The sequence below is a fragment of the Paenibacillus thailandensis genome, from assembly GCF_042685365.1.
In the GTDB taxonomy this organism is placed as follows: domain Bacteria; phylum Bacillota; class Bacilli; order Paenibacillales; family Paenibacillaceae; genus Paenibacillus_AP; species Paenibacillus_AP thailandensis.
In genome coordinates, this window is the sequence record NZ_JBHUMY010000001.1 from 497101 (window position 1) to 516088 (window position 18988).

Genomic DNA, 18988 nt, shown 5'->3' on the forward strand with positions numbered 1-18988 from the left:
CCGCAAGGGGGCGCTTGCTTAAATACTTTGATAGAACGACTTAATAACGGCTTCCGCCGGCTTACCGTATACGCCGTACCCGTCGTCCGACGTCGCCTTCTCTTCGCCGTAAAGCAGCGCCGCCCAATCCCAAAGGCCAAAGCCGCGGACCCACGGGCGACGATTCGCGTGCTTGAACATCGCTTCGTAATACCTCCTCTGCTCGTCCGCGCTCGCCTCTCCGGAGAGGCCCCAATCGTTCGGCACAAGCGCCGAGCCGACCCGGCTCGGACATCCCGCTTCCGCGAAAAAAAACGGCTTGTCGAACCGCTCAAGCGCGGCTTCGATCCGGTCGAGCTGATTCTCCCAATCGTGAATCGGATAATAGCCGCTGGACGAAATGACGTCGACGGCATCCCACCAGCTTACGTTCGATTCTTGATATTTGTCCGTATTGTAAGAGATCAGACCGGTGTAAACATTCCGGACCCGGGCGATAAAGGCGCGCCATTCGTCGGCTCGCCGTTCCGTCTGCACCATCTCGCAGCCGACGATCAGCATTTCGCACCGAGTCTTTTGCGCAATGTCGGCGTAATGAAGCTGGTACTCGGTATAGCTGGCGAACCAATCCCGCCACTTCGGCTCGCAAGGAACGTCCAGATCGAAGAAATTGATATGGGCTCTCCACGTTCCGTCCGCGCAGTTGACGGTAGGCTTCAGAATGATCTTAAGCCCGAGCGAACGGGCGTATTCAATCATGCCGACAAGCTCCCCGTCTCCTACCATATGGCTGCCGTTATAATCGATGGAGGTCGAATGAGGCGTTTGCTGCAAAGCCGCCAAAGCGAAAATAACGTATTCGCTTCCTGTCCTCTCCTTCATCAGACGAAGCGACTCTTTTGCTTCCTTCTTGAGGAAATCCCCTCGTCCGCTCATCCATCCGTAAGTAAAGCCTTTAATATATTCCATATTCAAATCGAACGCCATAATGCCGGACCTCCCGCTTGAAGGCTGACAGAGCCTTTTGTTAGTTAATCGTTTAAGTTACAAACTGAATTGTACATTGGGACCGTTTTCCCGTCAATTACTCCTGCTAAAAAAATTTGTTCTTGATTTTCCCGGTTATCATCGTTGACATCTGTAATCGAATAAACTTATTATGAATTTAAGTTAACGTTAACTTAATCGATAGAAGGAGTTGTAGCTTCTTGGGATCGTTAGACATTGTGAAAAGCGAAATTGAAAGCGAGCTGCTGAATCATATTCTTCCTTTTTGGACCGCGTTAAAGGACGAGACCTACGGCGGATATTTCGGGAAGCTGGACTATGACTTATCGCTGCACAAAGACGCCCCGAAAGGAGGCATCGCAACCGCAAGGCTGTTATGGTCGTTCTCCGCCGCTTACCGCAAAACGGGCATATCTTTATATGCCGAACAAGCGGAGCATGCATTCCGGTTTTTACAAAATCGTCTGCTGGACCGCGAATTCGGAGGCATATACTGGGCCGTCGATTACAAAGGCAATCCGCTAGACACGCGCAAACATATTTATAACCAATCGTTTGCCGTCTACAGCCTGAGCGAATATTATTTGGCTTCACGCAACGCCGAGGCGCTGGAGCTGGCGAAGGAATTGTATTATCTCATCGAAGACCGCGGTTATAACGCCGAAGCGGGCGGTTATAAAGAAGAGTTCGACCGCGAGTGGAACGAAAGAGAGAACGAAATGTTAAGCGATAACGGCGTCATGGCCGCGATGACCATGAACACCCATATTCACGTGCTGGAGGCGTACACGACGCTTTATCGGGCATGGCCGGACGAACGCGTTCGAGCTTCCGTCGCGGGCTTAATGAACATTTTGTACGAGAAGATCTATGATCCCGGCAAACAAAGACTGAACGTATTTTTCGATCACGAGTGGAATTCGCTGGTCGACTTGACCTCCTACGGACACGACATCGAGGCGAGCTGGCTAATGGACGAAGCGATGAAAGCGATCGGTTCCGACAATTCGGATCATAGGCGCATGATCATCGATTTGGCTTATGCGGTAGCCCGGGAAGCCGTCCAATCCGACGGGTCGCTGGCCAACGAGAAAGAAGGAGCGCATACCGATACGTCCCGAATCTGGTGGGTTCAAGCCGAAGCGATGGTCGGTTTCCATAACGCCTATACGAGGACCCAAGACGCTATGTTTATCGAATTAGCAACAAATCTATGGACTTATACGAAAAACAATATCATTGACAGCCGCCGGGGCGGCGAATGGCTCTGGGCCGTCGAAGAAGACGGGACGCATGACACGCGGGAGCTGGCAGGCCCATGGAAATGCCCGTACCATAACAGCCGGTTTTGCATCGAACTGATCGAAAGGATGAATACGCCATGATCCATGACAAATATTACGAGCTGCTCGCCGAGCAGGAGAAGCTGCTTAATAGAAAGAACCATAAAGACAACCAATTTTATAACGGCGTATACGAACGTTACGCCTACCCCGTTCTGACGCGGCACCATGTGCCCCTGCATTGGAGATTCGATCTGAATAAAGAAAGCAATCCCCATTTCATGGAAAGGCTTGGCATTAACGCAACGTTAAATCCCGGCGCGATTTACCATGAGGGCAAATATATTCTCGTCGTGCGCACGGAAGGGCTTGACCGCAAATCGGTATTCGCCTTGGCCGAAAGCGACAACGGCGTCGACGGCTTCCGATTCGTCGGCCGGCCGCTTGTGTGGGAGGACATTGACGAGAACGAAACGAACATGTATGATATGAGGCTGGTCAAACACGAGGACGGCTGGATTTACGGCATTTATTGCTCCGAAAGCAAGGATCCGGACGCCGCTCCGTACGATACGTCCAGCGCCGTCGCCCAAGCGGGGTTCGTCCGCACGAAAGACTTGAAGACGTGGACGAGGCTTCCCAACATCCGGACGAACTCTCCGCAGCAGCGGAACGTCGTCCTTCACCCCGAATTCGTAAACGGCAAATACGCCTTTTACACCCGGCCGCAGGAGGGCTTTATTTCCACCGGCTCCGGCGGCGGCATCGGTTTCGGTTACTGCGACGATATTTTAAATCCGTACATCGAGGAAGAACAAATTATCGACGAGAGGCGTTACCATACCGTTTACGAAGTGAAAAACGGACAAGGCCCGGCGCCGATCAAGACGGAACAGGGCTGGATTCATATCGCTCACGGCGTCCGCAACACGGCCGCAGGTCTTCGTTACGTGCTGTACACTTTCGCCACCGCCCTGGACGAGCCGAACCGCGTCATTGCCAAGCCGGGCGGCCATTTTCTCGCGCCGTACGACGACGAAAGGGTCGGCGACGTCTCTAACGTCGTCTTCTGCAACGGAGCCGTTGTGAACGACAAGCGGGAAGTGTATATTTATTATGCTTCCAGCGATACGCGAATTCATGTTGCGACAACGACGGTCGACAAGCTGATCGACTATACGTTTAACACGCCGGCGGACCCGTTCCGCTCTCTCGGCTGCGCAAGCCAGCGGGCAAGCCTGATCGAGAACAACGAGCGGCTGTTAAACGAACGGTTGTAACGAATATCTTATCCGAGCGCTTCGCGAAAGGGCGAAAGGAGTTGATGCGATGAATAAACCAATAACGATGCGCGATATCGCGAACAGAATCGGGGTAAGCAGCGTAACCGTATCCAAAGCGTTAAACGATAAAGAAGGCGTCAGCGACGAGCTGAAGGAGCAGATCAAGCTGCTTGCGCACGAGATGGGCTACCGCATCAATACGGCTGCCAAGTCTATGCGCGAGGGCTTGACCTATAACATCGGGGTCGTTATTCCGGAAAGGTTTACCGGGCCGAATCAATCCTTTTACATGCAGGTTTATCAGGAAATTTCAAAATCGCTCGAAGCGCACGGGTATTACGGGATTCTGCATATTTTAAGCGCGGCCGACGAAGAGGAGCTCGCCCTTCCGCGTATTTATTACGAGCGAAAAGTAGACGGCTTTATCCTTTTAGGCCAAATCAACAAGCCTTATATTGAAGTGATCGAAGAAATCGAGCAGCCTAAACTGTTTCTCGATTTTTACGACGAGCATTCCCATATCGACTCTATCGTAACGGATAATTTCTACGGGGCGTACGAGCTTACGAATTATTTGGTCCGGCAAGGCCATCGGCAAATCGCTTACGTCGGCAACATTTATTCGACAAGCAGCATCCAGGATCGCTTCCTCGGCTATTACAAGTCGCTGCTGGAGCATAATATCCGGCTGCAGCCGGAATATATCGTTAACGACCGGGACGAGCAAGGGGCTTATATCGATATCGAACTGCCGTCCGTTCTCCCGACGGCGTTCGTATGCAATTGCGACCAAGTCGCCTATTCGCTTGTGCAGAAGCTTAAGCAATCGGGTTATAAGGTTCCCGACGATTGCTCCGTCGTCGGCTTTGACAACGATATTTACGCCACGTTGACCGAGCCGCATTTGACGACGGTCGAAGTCAATATCAAACAGATGGCCCAAACCGCCATCCAGTCTATTTTGAAAAAAATAGACGACCCGGCGTCCAGCTTCGGGAGAACCGTCGTGCAGGGCAAAATCATTTACCGGGATTCCGTGAAAAAAATTTAAGCATCCCCTGCGTTTCCGCGGGTTTCGATGTAATACTCCTCGCAGTCATGGGCGGAATGCCTCCGGCCTTCCGCCCGATAATCGCTTGGCAAGCGGCCCGCAAGCTTGCGGAACAGCCTGCTGAAATATTTATCGTCTTCAAATCCCGCGTCATGCGCGATTTTATAAATCGGCTCGTCTGTCTCCAGCAGCAGCTTTTTGGCCCGTTCGATCCGCATCCCTTGCAGCGCGCTGCCGAACGGCTGTCCCGCAAACCTCGCAAAGCAGAGACTGAAGTAGCTGCGGCTCATGTTGACATGATCGGCCACATCCTTCTGATTCGTTATGGCATGCGAATTCCGTTTCATATATCGAACGGCTTTCACCAGCGATAGGAGCACTTCCTTCGATACCGACAGCTCGAACGCCCTCCGCTCCGCTTGCTCCGCGAAATGGAGGAACCACGACTTCCAATCGTCCCATATCCGGTTGTTAGGGATAGCCGCAATCATCTTGTCGCGCTTCTCCGCCGGGAACAATAACCCGTTCCATTCTTTGCACAGCTTCTCCGCAAACGGGGCGAATAAACAAGGCGAAGGTTTGCGCTCCCGAATGCCGCCCGCAAAAGCTTCCCAGCCGGATTTGTTCAGCGCCCACCGAAGGTCCTCATGCTCCGTTAATTCATCTCTATGCCCGTTGTCCGCCGCCAGCTCTAACCATTGCTCATAAGTAATCCGCAATGGCGACTGAGCCGGGTTCGCATAAAAGACAAGCCTTTCCAGATAGTCGGCTAGATGCTGAAGGCCGGACTGCAGCCTGCCCGCAAGGCCCGACACAAGAACGACCGCCCATTGCCCGCCGAGCTGCGCGGCCGAATCCCGCAAGCCGCGATCTCCGGCATCCGGTTCGTGAAGCGGAGACAACCACATCCGGCCTAAAGCGGTAAGCGAATTTCGCCGTACGATGGGAAGCCGGAGCAAGTCGCGGACCTCGTCGCGAGCTTCCCCGGAGAGCGGAACGAAGACTAGAGCCGTATCCGACGGCATCGGCTTGAACGGAACGCCTCCGGAATAACGGTGCCGGTTGTTCTCCTCCCACCGCAAACGATCGACGATGCCGAGCATCGTTGTCTCCGCTTCGTCCGAATCGAGCCGCGTCTTGACAATATAGTCGATGGCTCCGAGACGAAGAGCCCGCAAAATCGAATCGCACTCGGAATGACGTGCAAGCACGACCGAACGAATATGCGGGTACAGGAGGCGCACCCGCTCCAGCAGCTCAAAGCCCGACAACGGAGGCAAAGCGATATCGGTAAACAGAAGATCCGCTTCTTCCGTTTCCAGCAGTCGAAGCGCCGACAGGCCGTCGGCAGCCTCGCCGACGATCCGAATGCCGAAGGAGGACCAATCGAACATCGATAGAAAACCTTTCCGGACCAGATTTTCGCTATCTGCGACAATCGCTTTAATCATCGAAATCCTCCCTATGCCCCCCATATGCCTTCCGGGAAAATGACAACGCTTTCAATAATTAATCCTTATATTACATTTTTAAACAAATTTATGCAACAAGGCGAACAAAAATAAACGGAAGCCCCCGGTATTACACGGAAGCTTCCAGTTGTGCGAATTTCGCTAAGTTATTGCTTGCGGTATTCGAAAACCTTTTTGTTCTGCTCGATATTCCAGTTCAGCACCTCGTCGTAGCCAAGCCCTTTCGCTTTGTCGATCATTTCCTGCTTCAGCGCGTTAAACTCGTTTTCGTCTTTGGCGAAAATCATCCTCCAGGAATATTGCTTAATGACCTGTGCAACCTGGCCTCTCTTCTGCTCCAGCTCCGGCGCCATGACCGCCGGCGGGGTCCCCGTAAAGATCGCTTTCATAACGGCCAATTGGTTGTTTTTCTCCAAATATTCTTTCGCCGTCAAGGCGCCGCCCATCGCCGCTCTCCAGCTTTCGTCCAGCTTGGTCGGAGATTTCTGCAAAGTCGACGTCCACAAATTGTAGTCGTAAGGCTCGCCGTTATCCGGGTTGATATTCGTATTTTTGAAGGTGGTGTTGTTAAGCTGATTCATGCCGTCCTTCCACGTGCCGCCGCCGAACTCTTCCGGCACGGGAGTATCGTTGGCCGGCAGCGCTTGTTCGCCGAATGCGGTCAGCACCGGCTTGCCGTCCTTGAGCTCCCAGGTCAAGCCTTCCGGCCCGTTGGCGGAAACCATCATCCCTTCCGGACTGTACAGCCAGTCGATCAGCTCGAGCACCCGCTCCGGATGTTTCGCCTTGGAACCGATGGCCCAGACGCGCTGCCCGCCGTACGGAACATAACCGTAAGAGAACGTGCGCTCCTGTTTAAACGGAACGAGCGCGAACCCTTTTCCTTCGCTTAGATGCTCTTGCGTGTTGTACGTGTCGTCCAGCCAAGGGAAGAAGGTAAAGAGCAGCTGGCCGTCTTTCATTTTGTTTACGACGTCGTCGAATTTCTGCGTCATCGAATCCGGGTCGACGAGCCCCATCTGGTTCGCGTCGAAATAAAGCTTCAGCCCCCGCATGTAATAACCGTCTTCGTCAAGCACGCCTTGAATTTCCTCCGTATCCGCGGATATAAGCGTAAAGCCGCCCGGATTGAATCCGTCCCCCTCGTCGAAGCCGTGCAAGCCCGCCCAAGCTTTAGCCAGCACCATCATGTTGCCGTCCCAGTCGGACCACATGGAGAAGGCGTAGGTTGGACGCCCGGATTCGCTTTTTGGTTCCAGCTCTTGCATCTGCTTCAGAACCGGCAAATAATCTTCCATTGTATTAATGGCCGGCCGGCCAAGCTTCTCGTACAAATCCCATCTTAAATTCGGATGATAAGTGAGATCCTTCGCTTCCGAAGGCCCGTCTTTGTCGTCGCCGACATCGAAGCCGATCCCGTATACGCTGGCGCCGTTCCCGAAGTTCGCCTTATTCTTCTCGATCGCCTTCGGGGCGTATTTCATAATGTTCTTCCCATAGTCGTCCAGCAATCCGTCCTTCGTCCAGTCGACGAGCATTCCCGCCTTGATCGCGTCCAGATACTTCTGCCCGTCGTCGCCGAAGATGACCAGATCGCCGAGATTGCCGGAGGCCATCATTGTCGCGAATTTCGTATCGCCCCCGCCTTCCAGGTTGGATGCGATGATGTTCAGCTTGATGTTGAACTTATCCTTGATCACTTTGGCGAACCAGCCGGTCTGCTCCCCCGAAAAATTCGACAGCATGGAGAAAACGTCAAGCGTAATCTCCTCGCGCCCGGCCGGCGCGGACGAGCCGTCGCCGCTTGCCGGCGGAGCCGAAGGACTTGCGGCATTGTTCCCTTGATTCCCGTTGCCCCCGCCCGAAGTGCACGCTGCCAAGCTCACGCTTAGAAGAACAATGAAAAGAACGTAAACCGTTTTGTGAAATCGGATCAAATCGTTTGCCTCCCTGTCATTTATTAAATGCAAGCCAAGCGAGCTCCTCTTTATCCTTTTACCGCGCCGATCATGATGCCCTTTACGAAATACCGCTGGAAGAACGGATAAACAAACAAAATCGGCAGCACTACGATCATCGAAACCGTCGTGCGTACGGAGGTGGCCGTCTGTTGGTTCGTTAAATCGACGTTGCCGAGCGAGCCTTGCGAGTTCCGTATAATCGCGGCAAGCGAAGTCGACTCGTTCAAATATTTGTACAAGACGAATTGCAGCGTATAATATTTGTCGTCGGTCATCAGAAAGACGGTATCGATAAAGGAGTTCCATTGGTTTACCGCGGAGAAAATCGCGATTGTCGCCGAAATCGGCGTAATCAGCGGGAAGATAATCTTGGCGAATACCGTCCAGTAACCCGCGCCGTCCATCTGCGCCGACTCCTGCAGCACTTCGGGGATCGACTCGATAAACGTTTTGGCCAATATGACGTAGAAGGGAGAAACGATTGCAGGCAAAATATAGGCAAGGAAATTATTCGTCAGGTTCAGATTCATCATGATGATGTACCATGGAATAATGCCGGCATTGAAATACATCGTAATCATGACAAAACGGTACCAGAAACGTCTGCCCCACATTTTCCGCTGCGTGAACAAATAACCGAGAAACGCCGAGGCGGCTACGGTCAATACCGTGCCGATAACGGTCCGAAGCAAAGATACGACGGCCGCGTTCGCCAGCCCTTTCACCTTCAGCACTTCAATATAGTTGGTGAAATGAATCATTTTGGGATAAAAGGTGACGAGTCCTCTCGAGCTTAAATCGTTGCTGCTGATCGTATTGATGAACAGATAGTAGAACGGAAACAAGCAGATCAAGGTAAATAACGTAAAAAAGGTGTAGTTGACGCTATGAAACGCGATATCTCCGATCTTTCTGCCGCTGCGCATGCCTATCCCCCTCTCGTCTCTAAATAATCGCTTCGCCGCGCACAAGCTTGGACAGCCGGTTGGCAAAAAACAGCAGCAGTATGCTGATAATCGACTTCAGCATGCTTACGGCCGTGGCGAACGAGAAATTGAAGCCCAGCATGCCGATGTTATAGACATATAAATCCAGCACTTCGATATGGTCTTTGTTAATGGCGTTTTGGAATACGAAATATTGCTCCATGCCGTTGTTAATGAAGTTGGCGATCGACAGCAGCAGAAGCACGAAATAGGTCGGCATAATGCCCGGTACGGTAATGTGCCAAATCATGCGGAAGCGCCCGGCGCCGTCGACTTTGGCCGCGTCGTACAGCTCTTGATCGATCGAAGCGATGGCCGCGATGTACATGATGGCTCCCCATCCGAGCCCTTTCCATAGCCCCCATAACGTCATGGCAAGCCACGTATGATTGTCCGTCGCCAAATAGTTGACGCCCGTTTCCTGAAGCCCGAGGCTGATCATCACTTTGTTGACGATGCCGTTATCGACCGAAAACATCATGAAGGCGATGGCATAAACAAGCACCCAGCTTATAAAGTTCGGAAGGGTCGTCAGTACTTGAACGGTTTTTTTGTACCACAGCACACGGATTTCCGAGAGCAGGACAGCGAAAATCACCGGAAGAACCGACGTCAATATGCCCAGCGAGCTCATGGCAAGCGTATTGCGCATTACGCGAAGCACTTCTTGCGTTTGCGTAGGATTGGCGAACATCGCGCGAAACCATTGAAGCCCGACGAACGGAGTTTCGGAGAGCGGAAAGCCGGGCCGATAATTATAAAACGAGTAAATCCATCCGTATAGCGGAAAGTAACTGAAAACGAGCACAAGAATGAGAAATGGCAGCGCATACAAAAATAGGCGGATACGGTCAGGAACCGCTTTGACAGGGCGTCGGGAGTCTTTGGCCGGCGCCGGCTCCGACGGGGTGACCGTCTTCATGGAATCACTCCTCGATTGGCATTTTCCATCTTCCGATTGACCGGGACACAAGTTGACGTTATCGATAACTCCTTTCTGCGCTTCTTTTTCCATTTTAACGGCGCTCCGTCATTTCTCGATAAGATAACGGTTTGGAATGGCGGGATTTCGGTTTCTTGTTATCGAACCGTTTTCTCACCTTTACAGAACCGTTCCCCCCCTAGAAGCGTAAACGGCTTTCGCCGTCCTCGGACGAAAAAGGACGGCCGGAATGCGATCCGCAATCCAGCCGGCATTTCGGGTTTATTGGCTTAATCCTCCTTCCAGGCGGGAACGGGCGCGATAAGGCCCGACCGGAATTTGAATTAAGGCGGTTTTTCCGTCGGAAGCGAGCCCGTAAAGCTCATCCGCCGATTTGGCGTCGTATCCGAGGAGCGGATGTCCCCCCATCCCTAAGGCGAAAGCAGCCAGCAGCAAACGCTGGACAAGCATGCCTGCTTCCATTTGCTGGATACGGTAACCCCGATATCCAAGCTGCGGGCCCAGATGGTTCCTGTCCGCCGCCACATGAAAGCAAAGCGGAATCTGGAATAAATTCAAATTGTGCAGCGACATCCCGTATTGCAGCCAGGACCGGCAGTCGCCGGGACGAACCGGCTCTAGGGCATGAGCGGCAGCGTCGTAGCGATAAGCGCCGTCGTCAATGCCCTCGACCCCATAGAAGCAGCCGTACAAGGAGACGCGAGCTGCGGCATTCCGTTCCGTCCCGTCCAGATCGTTGCGGTAGGAGAACGAAGCCGTCGTCTCTTGCAGCAGAGCGGCGAGATCCAACAGGCTAACTTGACGCAATACGAAATTCGTCTCCGGCGAAAACCGCATCCGGCTGACGGCGGCCAGATCATAGCTCAACCTGTCGGCGGCAGGCAGTTTTACCGCATCTCTCTTGCGCGTACCGCCCCCTTCCTCCCGTTCCAACGGCCTGAACATGCCTGCGGAATTTTGCATAGACGCTTCATTCAGCTTAATCAGCATCGGATAATCGACGACGTTCATCGATCGAACGTAATGGTCATGCCGAACCGCTTCCAGCTCCTTGCACAGCTCGGGTGCAGACAACTTGCCGCCGCTTTCGCTTTCGTCAAGGTTAGCGAACCAATTCGTCTTAGGCTCCGCCGACAGCGGTATAACCGCATACACGCTCTCCTCTTGTTCGGAAAGCCCAAGCAGATGATTAACGGCCCGGTCGACAAATTGAAAGTAGACGCAAGGCTCAAATCCAAACCGTTTGGACACTTCAAGCAGCTGCCCGAGCAGCACGCCGGCGTCAAGCCCTTGCAGGCGGTAAGAAAAGTTGTTGTATTTAAAAAAGTTTTTCCAAAACATGGAGGTGACCAAAACGACACCGAAGCAATCCGCCAGGTCGCAGCGGTTTCCGAGAGCTTTTCCCAGATAAGAGTCGAAATGGCCTTCCCGCAGCAAAACAAGCCGGTGATGCGCTGCGTCGTAATGATAAACCCCGGCCGGCAAATCCTCCAGTTTCAAATAAATGTACATTTCGTTCGGATACAGCCCTCCGCCGGAAGGCGCAAAACGCCTGTACAAGTGAACGGGCCCCGCCGGCTCCTCCATCCGATCCGGGACAAAAACCGATTGGCTTACTTGCGCCAGCCCATATACGTACCACAGAAAATGGCCGACATTCCGAACATTCGGCTTTCCCGGCGTCTCCTTGCCCGCCAGCGTAAGCGGTACGTCCGCCGGCAGCGGCATCCCCGGCAAGCGGCGATAAAGCTTATACGGAAGCGGCGCATCGTCCCAATTCGTCTCCCAATCGGGCGGTTTCACCTTGTCCGGATCAAATTGCAGATCGTGCAGGAATGATTTCAGATTCAGGCCAATCCTCTCCTTCCCCTGTGCAATAACCGCTCTTAGACCGCAAGCCCTTGCTTACGGGAACGGATGCGGGTGCGGGTTGAGCTGTTCGGGCTTAAGCGGCTCCTTCACAAACCTAAGCTCTGCCGGAATTCGGAGCACCCTCTCCAGCCCTGTCAGGCGGACCAGATGTTGGCCGAAGGTCATCGGCAGCATGCCCGGAATCAATACTTTTACGCAATGAAGTCCGTTTCGCAGCGTTTCCGGCGTCGTCTGATCGACTACGATCACATCCAGATGCAATTTGCGGAACGTTTCAAGAAAATCCTTCAAATCGTCGGTTAAATCCGCATGCTTGGCTCTAGGCTTAAACTCCTCTGCAAACGATCGCGCGGGACGGCCGGGGTCCAGCAAAAAATGCAATCGTTCCTCGGCTTGCGGCAAACCGTACAGCATGGAATGATCCTCCATCTCCCGCACCAAATAAGGATCGCGGAGCATTCGTTCGTACTGCTTCCGGTTCTCTTCGAATTTATCGCGAAACGTCAGCAGCATGCCCGCCGTCTCGTGAAGCGCGCTTTTGGCCGCCCGTACGGGATCCGGATGGGCTCCCGCCGCGCAGATGAGATTCAGTCCCTTCTGCGTTCTGTTTTTCGCCACCGCCCATACGCTCGGAATTCCATTCTCCATCGTCGAGTTATACAAATAGACGTCATACCCGGCAACGTCCTGCAAACGCTCGACCATCAAGTCCAATTCAAGGTCTCCGGCCGAATAAGGGTCAAGCCGCGGAAGAGGCAGCCGCGCATACCAGGTCATCAGGAACGAATCGCGTTCCACCACTTCCAAAATGCCGTAAAAAATCGCTTCCTCCAAGCTGCCGCCTAACGCGCATCCGTTTGAGGTTTCATAAACGAAGCCGTGTCCGCATCCCGAGCTGTAGTAAGCAAGCAGCTCCGGCACAAGAATCGGACGCTCCTGCAAAAAGGAGTAGCCCCACACCCAACGGACGGGCTGGTCCGGATCAAACGGCCGAAACGGAAAGTCCGGCCGCTCATACTGTTCCTTGCCATGCACCCCGACCTTGACGGGATCGAGCGCCCGGTCTTTCAAATTGCGGTAGCTGTCATACACCGCCGTCCGTTTGCCGCGCGGCGACAGGCCGCAATATCGCTCCAAGCCTTCCAATATGGCCGTCAGCTCGCTGTCCGCATAGGAATGAGTCCGCCCTGCGCACCCCTCGTCCCCGGCAAACAACGGCAAATTAATGCTGGCATCGGCAAAAGGCGACAGGAGATCGATCATTTTTCCGTTCAGAAAGCCGGTCCGGGCGTCCAGATAGTCGCTTGCTAAAACTTTCTTCAATTCGTTCTTCGGACGGGAGCGGTAACTATCGGCATCTGTCTTAGGGCTTGGCTGCAGCACAATACGGGACGCCGCCGCAGAGTCTTCGGGCAGCTCGCCGCAAACCGGACAAAGCGGGTCGGGCAAAAAAAAGTGCCGCGATGTATTCAACGTCTGCGTATGGATCAAAAACAGTCCGTTCTCCGTCTGCCCCTTATTGCCTTGCAATATTTTCCTCGCTTCTGCCGCAAGAAGACCGGCCATCTGCCATAGCGCCGTCCGCGAAGCCCACGGATCGGGGCGCATCGAATTTTGCGCCGAAAGCCTTTGCTGCAGCTCCCACATTTCCTTGCGGTCGCTGCCCGCCAACAGGCGCCGCGTATCCGCGCATTGCGAGCACCCCGGTACGCCGGGGCGCACCAGCGGTCCGATTACGCCTTCGCCAAACGATACAAATGCCCGGAGCCAAGGCGTTCCTGTCCGCCGGAAGCTTTCTTCCGCCAAATCATAAGCGGACGGATTCCAAGAATCGCTTAACACAAGCGCTAAACTCACGGATTCGGGCACGCCGGCTTCGATATGGTTTTGCCGGACAAGCCGATATTGGGGGGATAAAACGTCATATACGAAGCCTGCGAGCTGCCCTTCGCCAATGACCGCCACCGTGTCCTTCAATGCGATCCCTCCTCACGCAGCAATACGCCGAAAACTCCCGCCAGCTCCTCTTTCAAGAACGGTTCAGTAGCCAAGTCGAACACCAGAAGCCGCTGACGGTTCCGTTTCAATAATTGCATAGCGGTCTGCAATTCCTCCCCGGACGGCTCCCGCGCAGGGAGCGAAACGAACCCGGGCGCTTCCTCTCTTTCGATTACGGTTGCAAGCTCCAATGCTTGCGCCGCACGGTAAACTCCTTTGTTCTGAGCCTTTAACAGCGCTTGCCGAAGCACCCGGCTTAAAGCCGCCGTAAGGCTCAAATCGGTACAGCCGTACCAGCCGTCTTTCGTGCCTACCCAAACGGCCGGAAAGCCGAACACTTCCTCGCCCAAGCCGATCTTCGGCGCGCCTTGCATCGTAGTTAACGTCCGTAAATAATAGCGGCAGTTGTCGTCCTCTACCCTGCCGAGCCGTATCCGATTGACAGTAGGCTTGCGCGTTTCCAGCCGCTTGCGCAGCCGTTCCGTCAGGCACTTTTGCAGTCCGCGGGCAACGCCTTCCTGTATCGTCTCGCCCGCTCCTACGCCTAGAAACTCGAATGACCGGGGTTCGAGCGAACTCCCCGCCGACACCTCCGCCAAGCGCGATACATACGCTTCGATTCCTGCAAGCCCCGCTTCCCTTCTTGCCTCATCATGGTTTAAACCGTTGCAGACGATTTCCGGCAGCAGCTCGGCGGCCCCTTCCGACAGCGGATCGGCCGCCTGAACGAGGCACTGCGACAGCGGAAGCTGCCTTAAATCCCCTTCCTCCCAACGATGAAAAATTCCCGTTTCCGCTGACGTTAACCGGCTAAAATACGAAATCAGGCCGTGCGATCCCTGCTCTCGGGCACGTGGTTCAAAATCTATAACCGGCTGCGCGGCGGGCGGAGTTCCTCCGGCCGCAAGAGGATGCGGCAGGAATGTATGCCAGCGTCCTTCCAACGTCTCCAAATTAAGCAGAAACAGTTTATTTTTCAATTCCGATTCCGTCGCTCCCGTAATGGTCTTAAACGCTTCAAACACGATGACGTTCGCAAGCAGCGCTTCCGCCGTCGTGGAAACCGTGTGCAAATCAGGATCTTTACAAAGCGCGCCACGATGAATGCGCCGCCATGCCGATTCGAGGCCGCTATCCGAATCCGGGTGCACCAGCGGCCCCGCCAGGCCGGCTTGCTCCATAAACATGGCGGGAAGCAGCGCCTTCTTCTTCCTGCAAGCCGAGTTAAGGGCTTTAAGCTCCTCCATTCCGCTCTCTTGGGCGACATACAAGATCAAATCGAACGGCTCGATGACCGCATGCCAATCCATACTCCCCTTCTTCGGCAAGTGGATCTCCTGCGCCTTGACTTCCGGATCCGTTGCGCGGGCATATTCCAGCAATTCCGAGATTCTCTGCCGATTGGTCGTTTCCGAATCGGTAATAAGCATGCGGAATTGGGGCAGTCCGGATTCCAGCAAAGACTTAATGAGCGCCACAAAAAACGAGCCTGAGCCGACAGCGAGCACCTTAGCCTGACGGTAAAGCTGCAGCCGGTAAGCGCCCGAACCGCCGAAGCTGTCCAAAAATTCGATTTGAGAAGCATATTTCCGGAGAATCCCGTCCGGCAATCGATGCAGCCTGTCTTGGCTCACGTCACGGACAAAGCCGTTTGTATAAAGCACTTCGGCGATTTTATATACATGTTCCCGGTATTGGTCCGTCAGCCCGTCCGTCAAATCCGCCATCGAGTATTCCCCGTTAAACATCGGGATCAGCTTTTCAATCCATTGGGCGATTGTGCCGCCCTCCATTCGGAACGAGCCGACATTGTTGCGAAAGTAAACACCTCCGTCCGGGCCGGGGAGATAAAACGTATCCCCTTTCACTTTAAGACGCATGGAAGGATTCAACCGGATGCCTCCTTTTCGTCAATCTTGCAAAATCGTTCATCTCTAATGGTATGTAAGGCGATTTGTCCCTCATGCCTGAACATATATTGAAAGGCGCCCCTGCATGCAGGAGCGCCCGATAAGCTGCATAGGCCGTATACTCTTCCGATGTTTAACGGCAGCGGGCGCAGCTCCCGCAGCGGAAACAGTTGTGGCACCGGAAGCAGTTGGAGCAATGAAAGCAGTTGAAGCAATTGAAACAGTTGAAGCAGCGGAAACAACCGACGCAGAAGCCGATACAGAAGCCGATACATAGCCTTGGATCCGAAGCGTTCATTTGGCCTTGGCCGGCATTTGGCGTCATCCCGCTCGCTTGGAAACCGTCGATGCTCAAGTTTTGAAGCTCGTTTTTAAACTCATTCATGTTGTTTAACCTCCATATTGATTCGTTGCTGCACCATCGGCAGGTAAATGTGGAACAACAACTTTCTGCATGATTATGATGCCGATGAAACTTCACGTGATAAATTATGTAGGCGGCTCCGCGGGTGTTCCTAATGAAGACGCCTATTGCAAAAATCAACGCGATCCTGCGTTGCGTAAAAACCCGCGTTTCCGCGAATAATAGGCTTGTCTTTTTCAAGAAGGAGGTGCACCGAAATGGCCAACAAACGAAAACAAGACGCCAAAGCTGCCGTACAATCGACAAGGTTGAACACGATGCCTGTGCCGGGCGCTGACGATACGGAGTTTTCGGCGGAGGAAGCGGCTCAAGCGTTCCGCGACAACAATAACGCCGAGAGCAAGCGCCGCACGTAAACGAACCACCGAAGACAAACGAAGCGCACCGATCTCCGGCATCAGCCGGGTCCTGCGCTTCTTTTTGATCCCCGGCTTTGCGGATTGCCCATTATTGCGGCCCGCATGGCCGCTCCGCAACAAAAAGAACAGCAACCCTTCTCCTAGCCGGGAGAAGCGGTTACTGTTCTTTAAAGGCGGTTATCGGTTATTACGACTTCAACCGTTGAAGCAAGTTGATGCGATAGGCTTCGCTTTCCAAGCCTTGAATTTCCTTATACTCCTCGGCGGTGAGCGCTTTCGGCACGCCGACGCTTTTGGCCAGCAAATAAATCCGCGCGCTTTCCTCCACCACCTCCGTCCGGTAAAACGCTTCGCGCAAATTTTTCCCGACCGTGACCAAGCCGTGGTTTTCCAGCAGCAGCGAATTGTGGTCGTTTAATTTAGCCGCAACCGCTTCAGCCAGCACGTTTGTCGTCGGAACGACATAAGGGACGAACCCGACGTCGCCGACCAGCGCCGCCTGGTCGGGAAACAGCATCGGAAGCTTGCTCTCGACAAGAGTTAAAGCGATGCAGTGAGCCGGATGCGTATGCACCATCGCCGTTATGTTCGAATTCGCCCGGTAGCCGTATAAATGCATCAGAACCTCGGAGGAAGGCCGGTACGTCCGGTCCAGAATGTCGCCCGAATCGACGGCTACCGGTACCCATTGCTCCGGTTCGATATCCTCAAAGGCGAAGCCGCTTGGCGATATATACATCGTGTCGCCGCTTCTGGCGCTTATATTGCCTCCGGGGCCGACGACAAGCCCCTTTTGCACGATTTTTTTGGCGTAGACGCTTAGCTCAAGCCGCAGCTTGTAGTCATCATGTGCCATCGCTTCATCCCCGCTCCCTTTTCATCGTATTCGAACATGAAGTCCGTAAAATTATGGCGGCTGCGCTTCGCGCCCCGGCCTCCTGATCGTTAAGCGATAGTCCGGGTAAGCTTGGCGTACTTTTCGTAGGAGGCCTGCCACTGATTGCCGGTATGGCCCGGTTCGTACGTAGCAGGGGGAAACGAACGTCCGACAATCTCGCGAATTTCGTTTAATCCGCTAATTTCCCCGTGCGCCGACGCTTGGACAAGCAAGTTGCCGATTGCCGTCGCTTCGACCGGTCCGGCAATAACGGGCCTGCCGGTCGCTTCGGCCGTTAACCGGCACAGCAGCTCGTTTTGAACTCCGCCGCCGACCATATGAATGACCGGAAAGCTTTGCCGCGTCAGCAGCTCCAGCTCTTCAAGCGTCTGCCGGAACTTGAGCGCCAGGCTATCCAGAATGCACCGTACGATCGCGGCTTTCGTCTGCGGCACCGCTTGCCCCGTCTCACGGCAATAATCCTGCACACGACGCGGCATATCCCCGGGAGCCAGGAAAGATGGGTGAGCCGGATCCACGAAGCTTTGATGTCCCGGCTCCCTCTCCGCCAGCTCCTGAAGCTGGGCGTAGGACCAGTTTACGCCTTCCCCGCTCCAATGCCTTTTGCACTCCTGCAGCAGCCATAATCCCATAATGTTTTTGAGCAGCACGGTTTTGCCGAAAGCTCCGCCTTCATTCGTATACCCGAGCCGCCCGCTTTCCGGCGTAATGACGGGGCTCTCGCGCTCCACCCCCATAAGCGACCAGGTGCCGGTGCTGATGTATGCGAACGGTCCGCTCCCGGCGGGCGCCACCGCGATGGCCGAAGCCGTGTCGTGGGAAGCGGCGTTAATGACCGTGAGGCGCCCGGTCTGAAGCTCCTCCCGTACGGATGGCGCAAGCTCCCCCAGCACATTGCCGGGCATGACGACGTCCGGGAACAGCCGGGCCGGTATGCCAAGCGCCTTCATCGTTTCGCCCGACCAATCCCGAACATAAGGGTCAAGCAGTCCGCTTGTGCTGGCAATGCTGTATTCGGCCGCCCGTTCGCCCGTTAAAAAATAATTGAGCAAGTCCGGCGTAAAGAGCAGCGTGTCGGCAAGATCAACCAGCGGTTTGTTCCGCTGCAGCATAGCGTAAAGCTGAAAGACGGTGTTGATCTGCATGATCTCGATGCCCGTCAACGCATACAGCCGTTCTAACGGAAGACGTTCCGCGGCCAGCTCGGGCACGCCGTTCGTTCGCCCATCCCGGTAATGGTAAGGAATTCCCAGCAGCGAACCGTTCCGGTCGAGCAGTCCGAAATCGACGCCCCATGTGTCCACCGCAACCGACACGCCCGATCCGCCCGTCTCCCGTTGAAAGCTTCGAATGCTGTGCAGCAGCTCCGCATATAGTCGGGGGAAATCCCAATGCAGCCCCGATCCGAGCCGAACCGGCTCGTTTTCAAACCGGCGAATTTCGCGGAGCTGCAGCCGCGAGCCGTCATAATGCCCCAGCATCGCCCTGCCGCTGCTCGCCCCGTAATCGACGGCCAACATGTTTAATGTCTTATTGCCCATCGGCGACGCCTCCGATCGTA

General features: G+C 54.3%; 15 protein-coding genes. 5 read left to right on the plus strand and 10 right to left on the minus strand.

From position 1 onward, the window contains the following. Positions 1-18: 18 nt before the first annotated feature. Positions 19-948, minus strand: a complete 930-nt coding sequence (locus tag ACFSW5_RS02235) for a glycoside hydrolase family 113 (RefSeq protein WP_379269823.1) — start codon at positions 946-948, stop codon at positions 19-21. A 239-nt stretch (positions 949-1187) separates the two neighbouring features. On the opposite strand from ACFSW5_RS02235, the gene ACFSW5_RS02240 reads away from it, so the two are divergent. The 3 genes from ACFSW5_RS02240 to ACFSW5_RS02250 are packed head-to-tail and all read left to right on the plus strand — an operon-like array spanning position 1188 to position 4604. Then, positions 1188-2372, plus strand: coding sequence for an AGE family epimerase/isomerase (locus ACFSW5_RS02240; RefSeq protein WP_379269275.1), 1185 nt, complete (start codon positions 1188-1190; stop codon positions 2370-2372). Next, entirely contained in the window at positions 2369-3550 is a 1182-nt protein-coding gene (locus tag ACFSW5_RS02245; RefSeq protein WP_379269277.1) for a glycoside hydrolase family 130 protein, read from the plus strand. Before ACFSW5_RS02240 ends, ACFSW5_RS02245 begins: the two co-directional genes overlap by 4 nt. 49 nt (positions 3551-3599) lie before the next feature. Next, positions 3600-4604, plus strand: a complete 1005-nt coding sequence (locus ACFSW5_RS02250; protein ID WP_379269279.1) for a substrate-binding domain-containing protein — start codon at positions 3600-3602, stop codon at positions 4602-4604. Here the strand turns inward: ACFSW5_RS02250 and ACFSW5_RS02255 are convergent. The 7 genes from ACFSW5_RS02255 to ACFSW5_RS02285 form a co-directional block, all read right to left on the minus strand. Continuing rightward, on the minus strand, positions 4601-6055 hold the full coding sequence (locus ACFSW5_RS02255; RefSeq protein ID WP_379269281.1) for a helix-turn-helix domain-containing protein: 1455 nt from the start codon (positions 6053-6055) through the stop codon (positions 4601-4603). The two genes, ACFSW5_RS02250 and ACFSW5_RS02255, sit on opposite strands and share 4 nt — an antisense overlap. A 167-nt stretch (positions 6056-6222) precedes the next feature. Beyond that, a complete protein-coding gene (locus ACFSW5_RS02260; protein ID WP_379269284.1) occupies positions 6223-8013 on the minus strand; it encodes an extracellular solute-binding protein in 1791 nt (596 codons plus the stop codon). Between the two features lie 50 nt (positions 8014-8063). Next, positions 8064-8963, minus strand: a complete 900-nt coding sequence (locus ACFSW5_RS02265; protein WP_379269287.1) for a carbohydrate ABC transporter permease — start codon at positions 8961-8963, stop codon at positions 8064-8066. 19 nt (positions 8964-8982) lie between these two features. Beyond that, positions 8983-9945 (minus strand): ABC transporter permease, encoded by a 963-nt coding sequence (locus tag ACFSW5_RS02270; protein WP_379269289.1) that lies wholly within the window; start codon positions 9943-9945, stop codon positions 8983-8985. Positions 9946-10227: 282 nt separating this feature from the next. Further along, positions 10228-11817, minus strand: a complete 1590-nt coding sequence (locus ACFSW5_RS02275; protein WP_379269825.1) for a SagB family peptide dehydrogenase — start codon at positions 11815-11817, stop codon at positions 10228-10230. Positions 11818-11871: 54 nt separating this feature from the next. After that, positions 11872-13815 carry a TOMM precursor leader peptide-binding protein gene (locus ACFSW5_RS02280; RefSeq protein ID WP_379269293.1) on the minus strand — a complete coding sequence of 648 codons (1944 nt, stop codon included), beginning with the start codon at positions 13813-13815 and terminating at the stop codon, positions 11872-11874. Beyond that, complete coding sequence (locus tag ACFSW5_RS02285) at positions 13812-15716, minus strand: putative thiazole-containing bacteriocin maturation protein (RefSeq protein WP_379269827.1); 1905 nt, start codon at positions 15714-15716, stop codon at positions 13812-13814. Before ACFSW5_RS02285 ends, ACFSW5_RS02280 begins: the two co-directional genes overlap by 4 nt. Positions 15717-15952: 236 nt before the next feature. Between ACFSW5_RS02285 and ACFSW5_RS02290 the strand changes: the two genes are divergently transcribed. Continuing rightward, complete coding sequence (locus ACFSW5_RS02290) at positions 15953-16108, plus strand: hypothetical protein (RefSeq protein WP_379269295.1); 156 nt, start codon at positions 15953-15955, stop codon at positions 16106-16108. Between the two features lie 259 nt (positions 16109-16367). Then, positions 16368-16526: a hypothetical protein gene (locus ACFSW5_RS02295; RefSeq protein ID WP_379269297.1), complete on the plus strand. Its 159-nt coding sequence runs from the start codon at positions 16368-16370 to the stop codon at positions 16524-16526. 190 nt (positions 16527-16716) lie between these two features. Here the strand turns inward: ACFSW5_RS02295 and ACFSW5_RS02300 are convergent, their stop codons facing one another. Both ACFSW5_RS02300 and ACFSW5_RS02305 read right to left on the minus strand, forming a co-directional pair. After that, entirely contained in the window at positions 16717-17385 is a 669-nt protein-coding gene (locus tag ACFSW5_RS02300) for a class II aldolase/adducin family protein (RefSeq protein ID WP_379269299.1), read from the minus strand. Positions 17386-17474: 89 nt separating this feature from the next. Then, positions 17475-18968: a rhamnulokinase gene (locus ACFSW5_RS02305; protein ID WP_379269302.1), complete on the minus strand. Its 1494-nt coding sequence runs from the start codon at positions 18966-18968 to the stop codon at positions 17475-17477. Positions 18969-18988 lie beyond the last annotated feature (20 nt).

Bases quoted from the DNA above. Each gene is read 5' to 3' on its own strand.
- ACFSW5_RS02235 (WP_379269823.1), bottom strand. From the start codon at position 948: ATGGAATATATTAAAGGCTTTACTTACGGATGGATGAGCGGACGAGGG.
- ACFSW5_RS02265 (WP_379269287.1), bottom strand. From the start codon at position 8,963: ATGCGCAGCGGCAGAAAGATCGGAGATATCGCGTTTCATAGCGTCAAC.
- ACFSW5_RS02270 (WP_379269289.1), bottom strand. From the start codon at position 9,945: ATGAAGACGGTCACCCCGTCGGAGCCGGCGCCGGCCAAAGACTCCCGA.
- ACFSW5_RS02255 (WP_379269281.1), bottom strand. From the start codon at position 6,055: ATGATTAAAGCGATTGTCGCAGATAGCGAAAATCTGGTCCGGAAAGGT.
- ACFSW5_RS02245 (WP_379269277.1), top strand. From the start codon at position 2,369: ATGATCCATGACAAATATTACGAGCTGCTCGCCGAGCAGGAGAAGCTG.
- ACFSW5_RS02305 (WP_379269302.1), bottom strand. From the start codon at position 18,968: ATGGGCAATAAGACATTAAACATGTTGGCCGTCGATTACGGGGCGAGC.
- ACFSW5_RS02250 (WP_379269279.1), top strand. From the start codon at position 3,600: ATGAATAAACCAATAACGATGCGCGATATCGCGAACAGAATCGGGGTA.
- ACFSW5_RS02300 (WP_379269299.1), bottom strand. From the start codon at position 17,385: ATGGCACATGATGACTACAAGCTGCGGCTTGAGCTAAGCGTCTACGCC.
- ACFSW5_RS02295 (WP_379269297.1), top strand. From the start codon at position 16,368: ATGGCCAACAAACGAAAACAAGACGCCAAAGCTGCCGTACAATCGACA.
- ACFSW5_RS02285 (WP_379269827.1), bottom strand. From the start codon at position 15,716: ATGCGTCTTAAAGTGAAAGGGGATACGTTTTATCTCCCCGGCCCGGAC.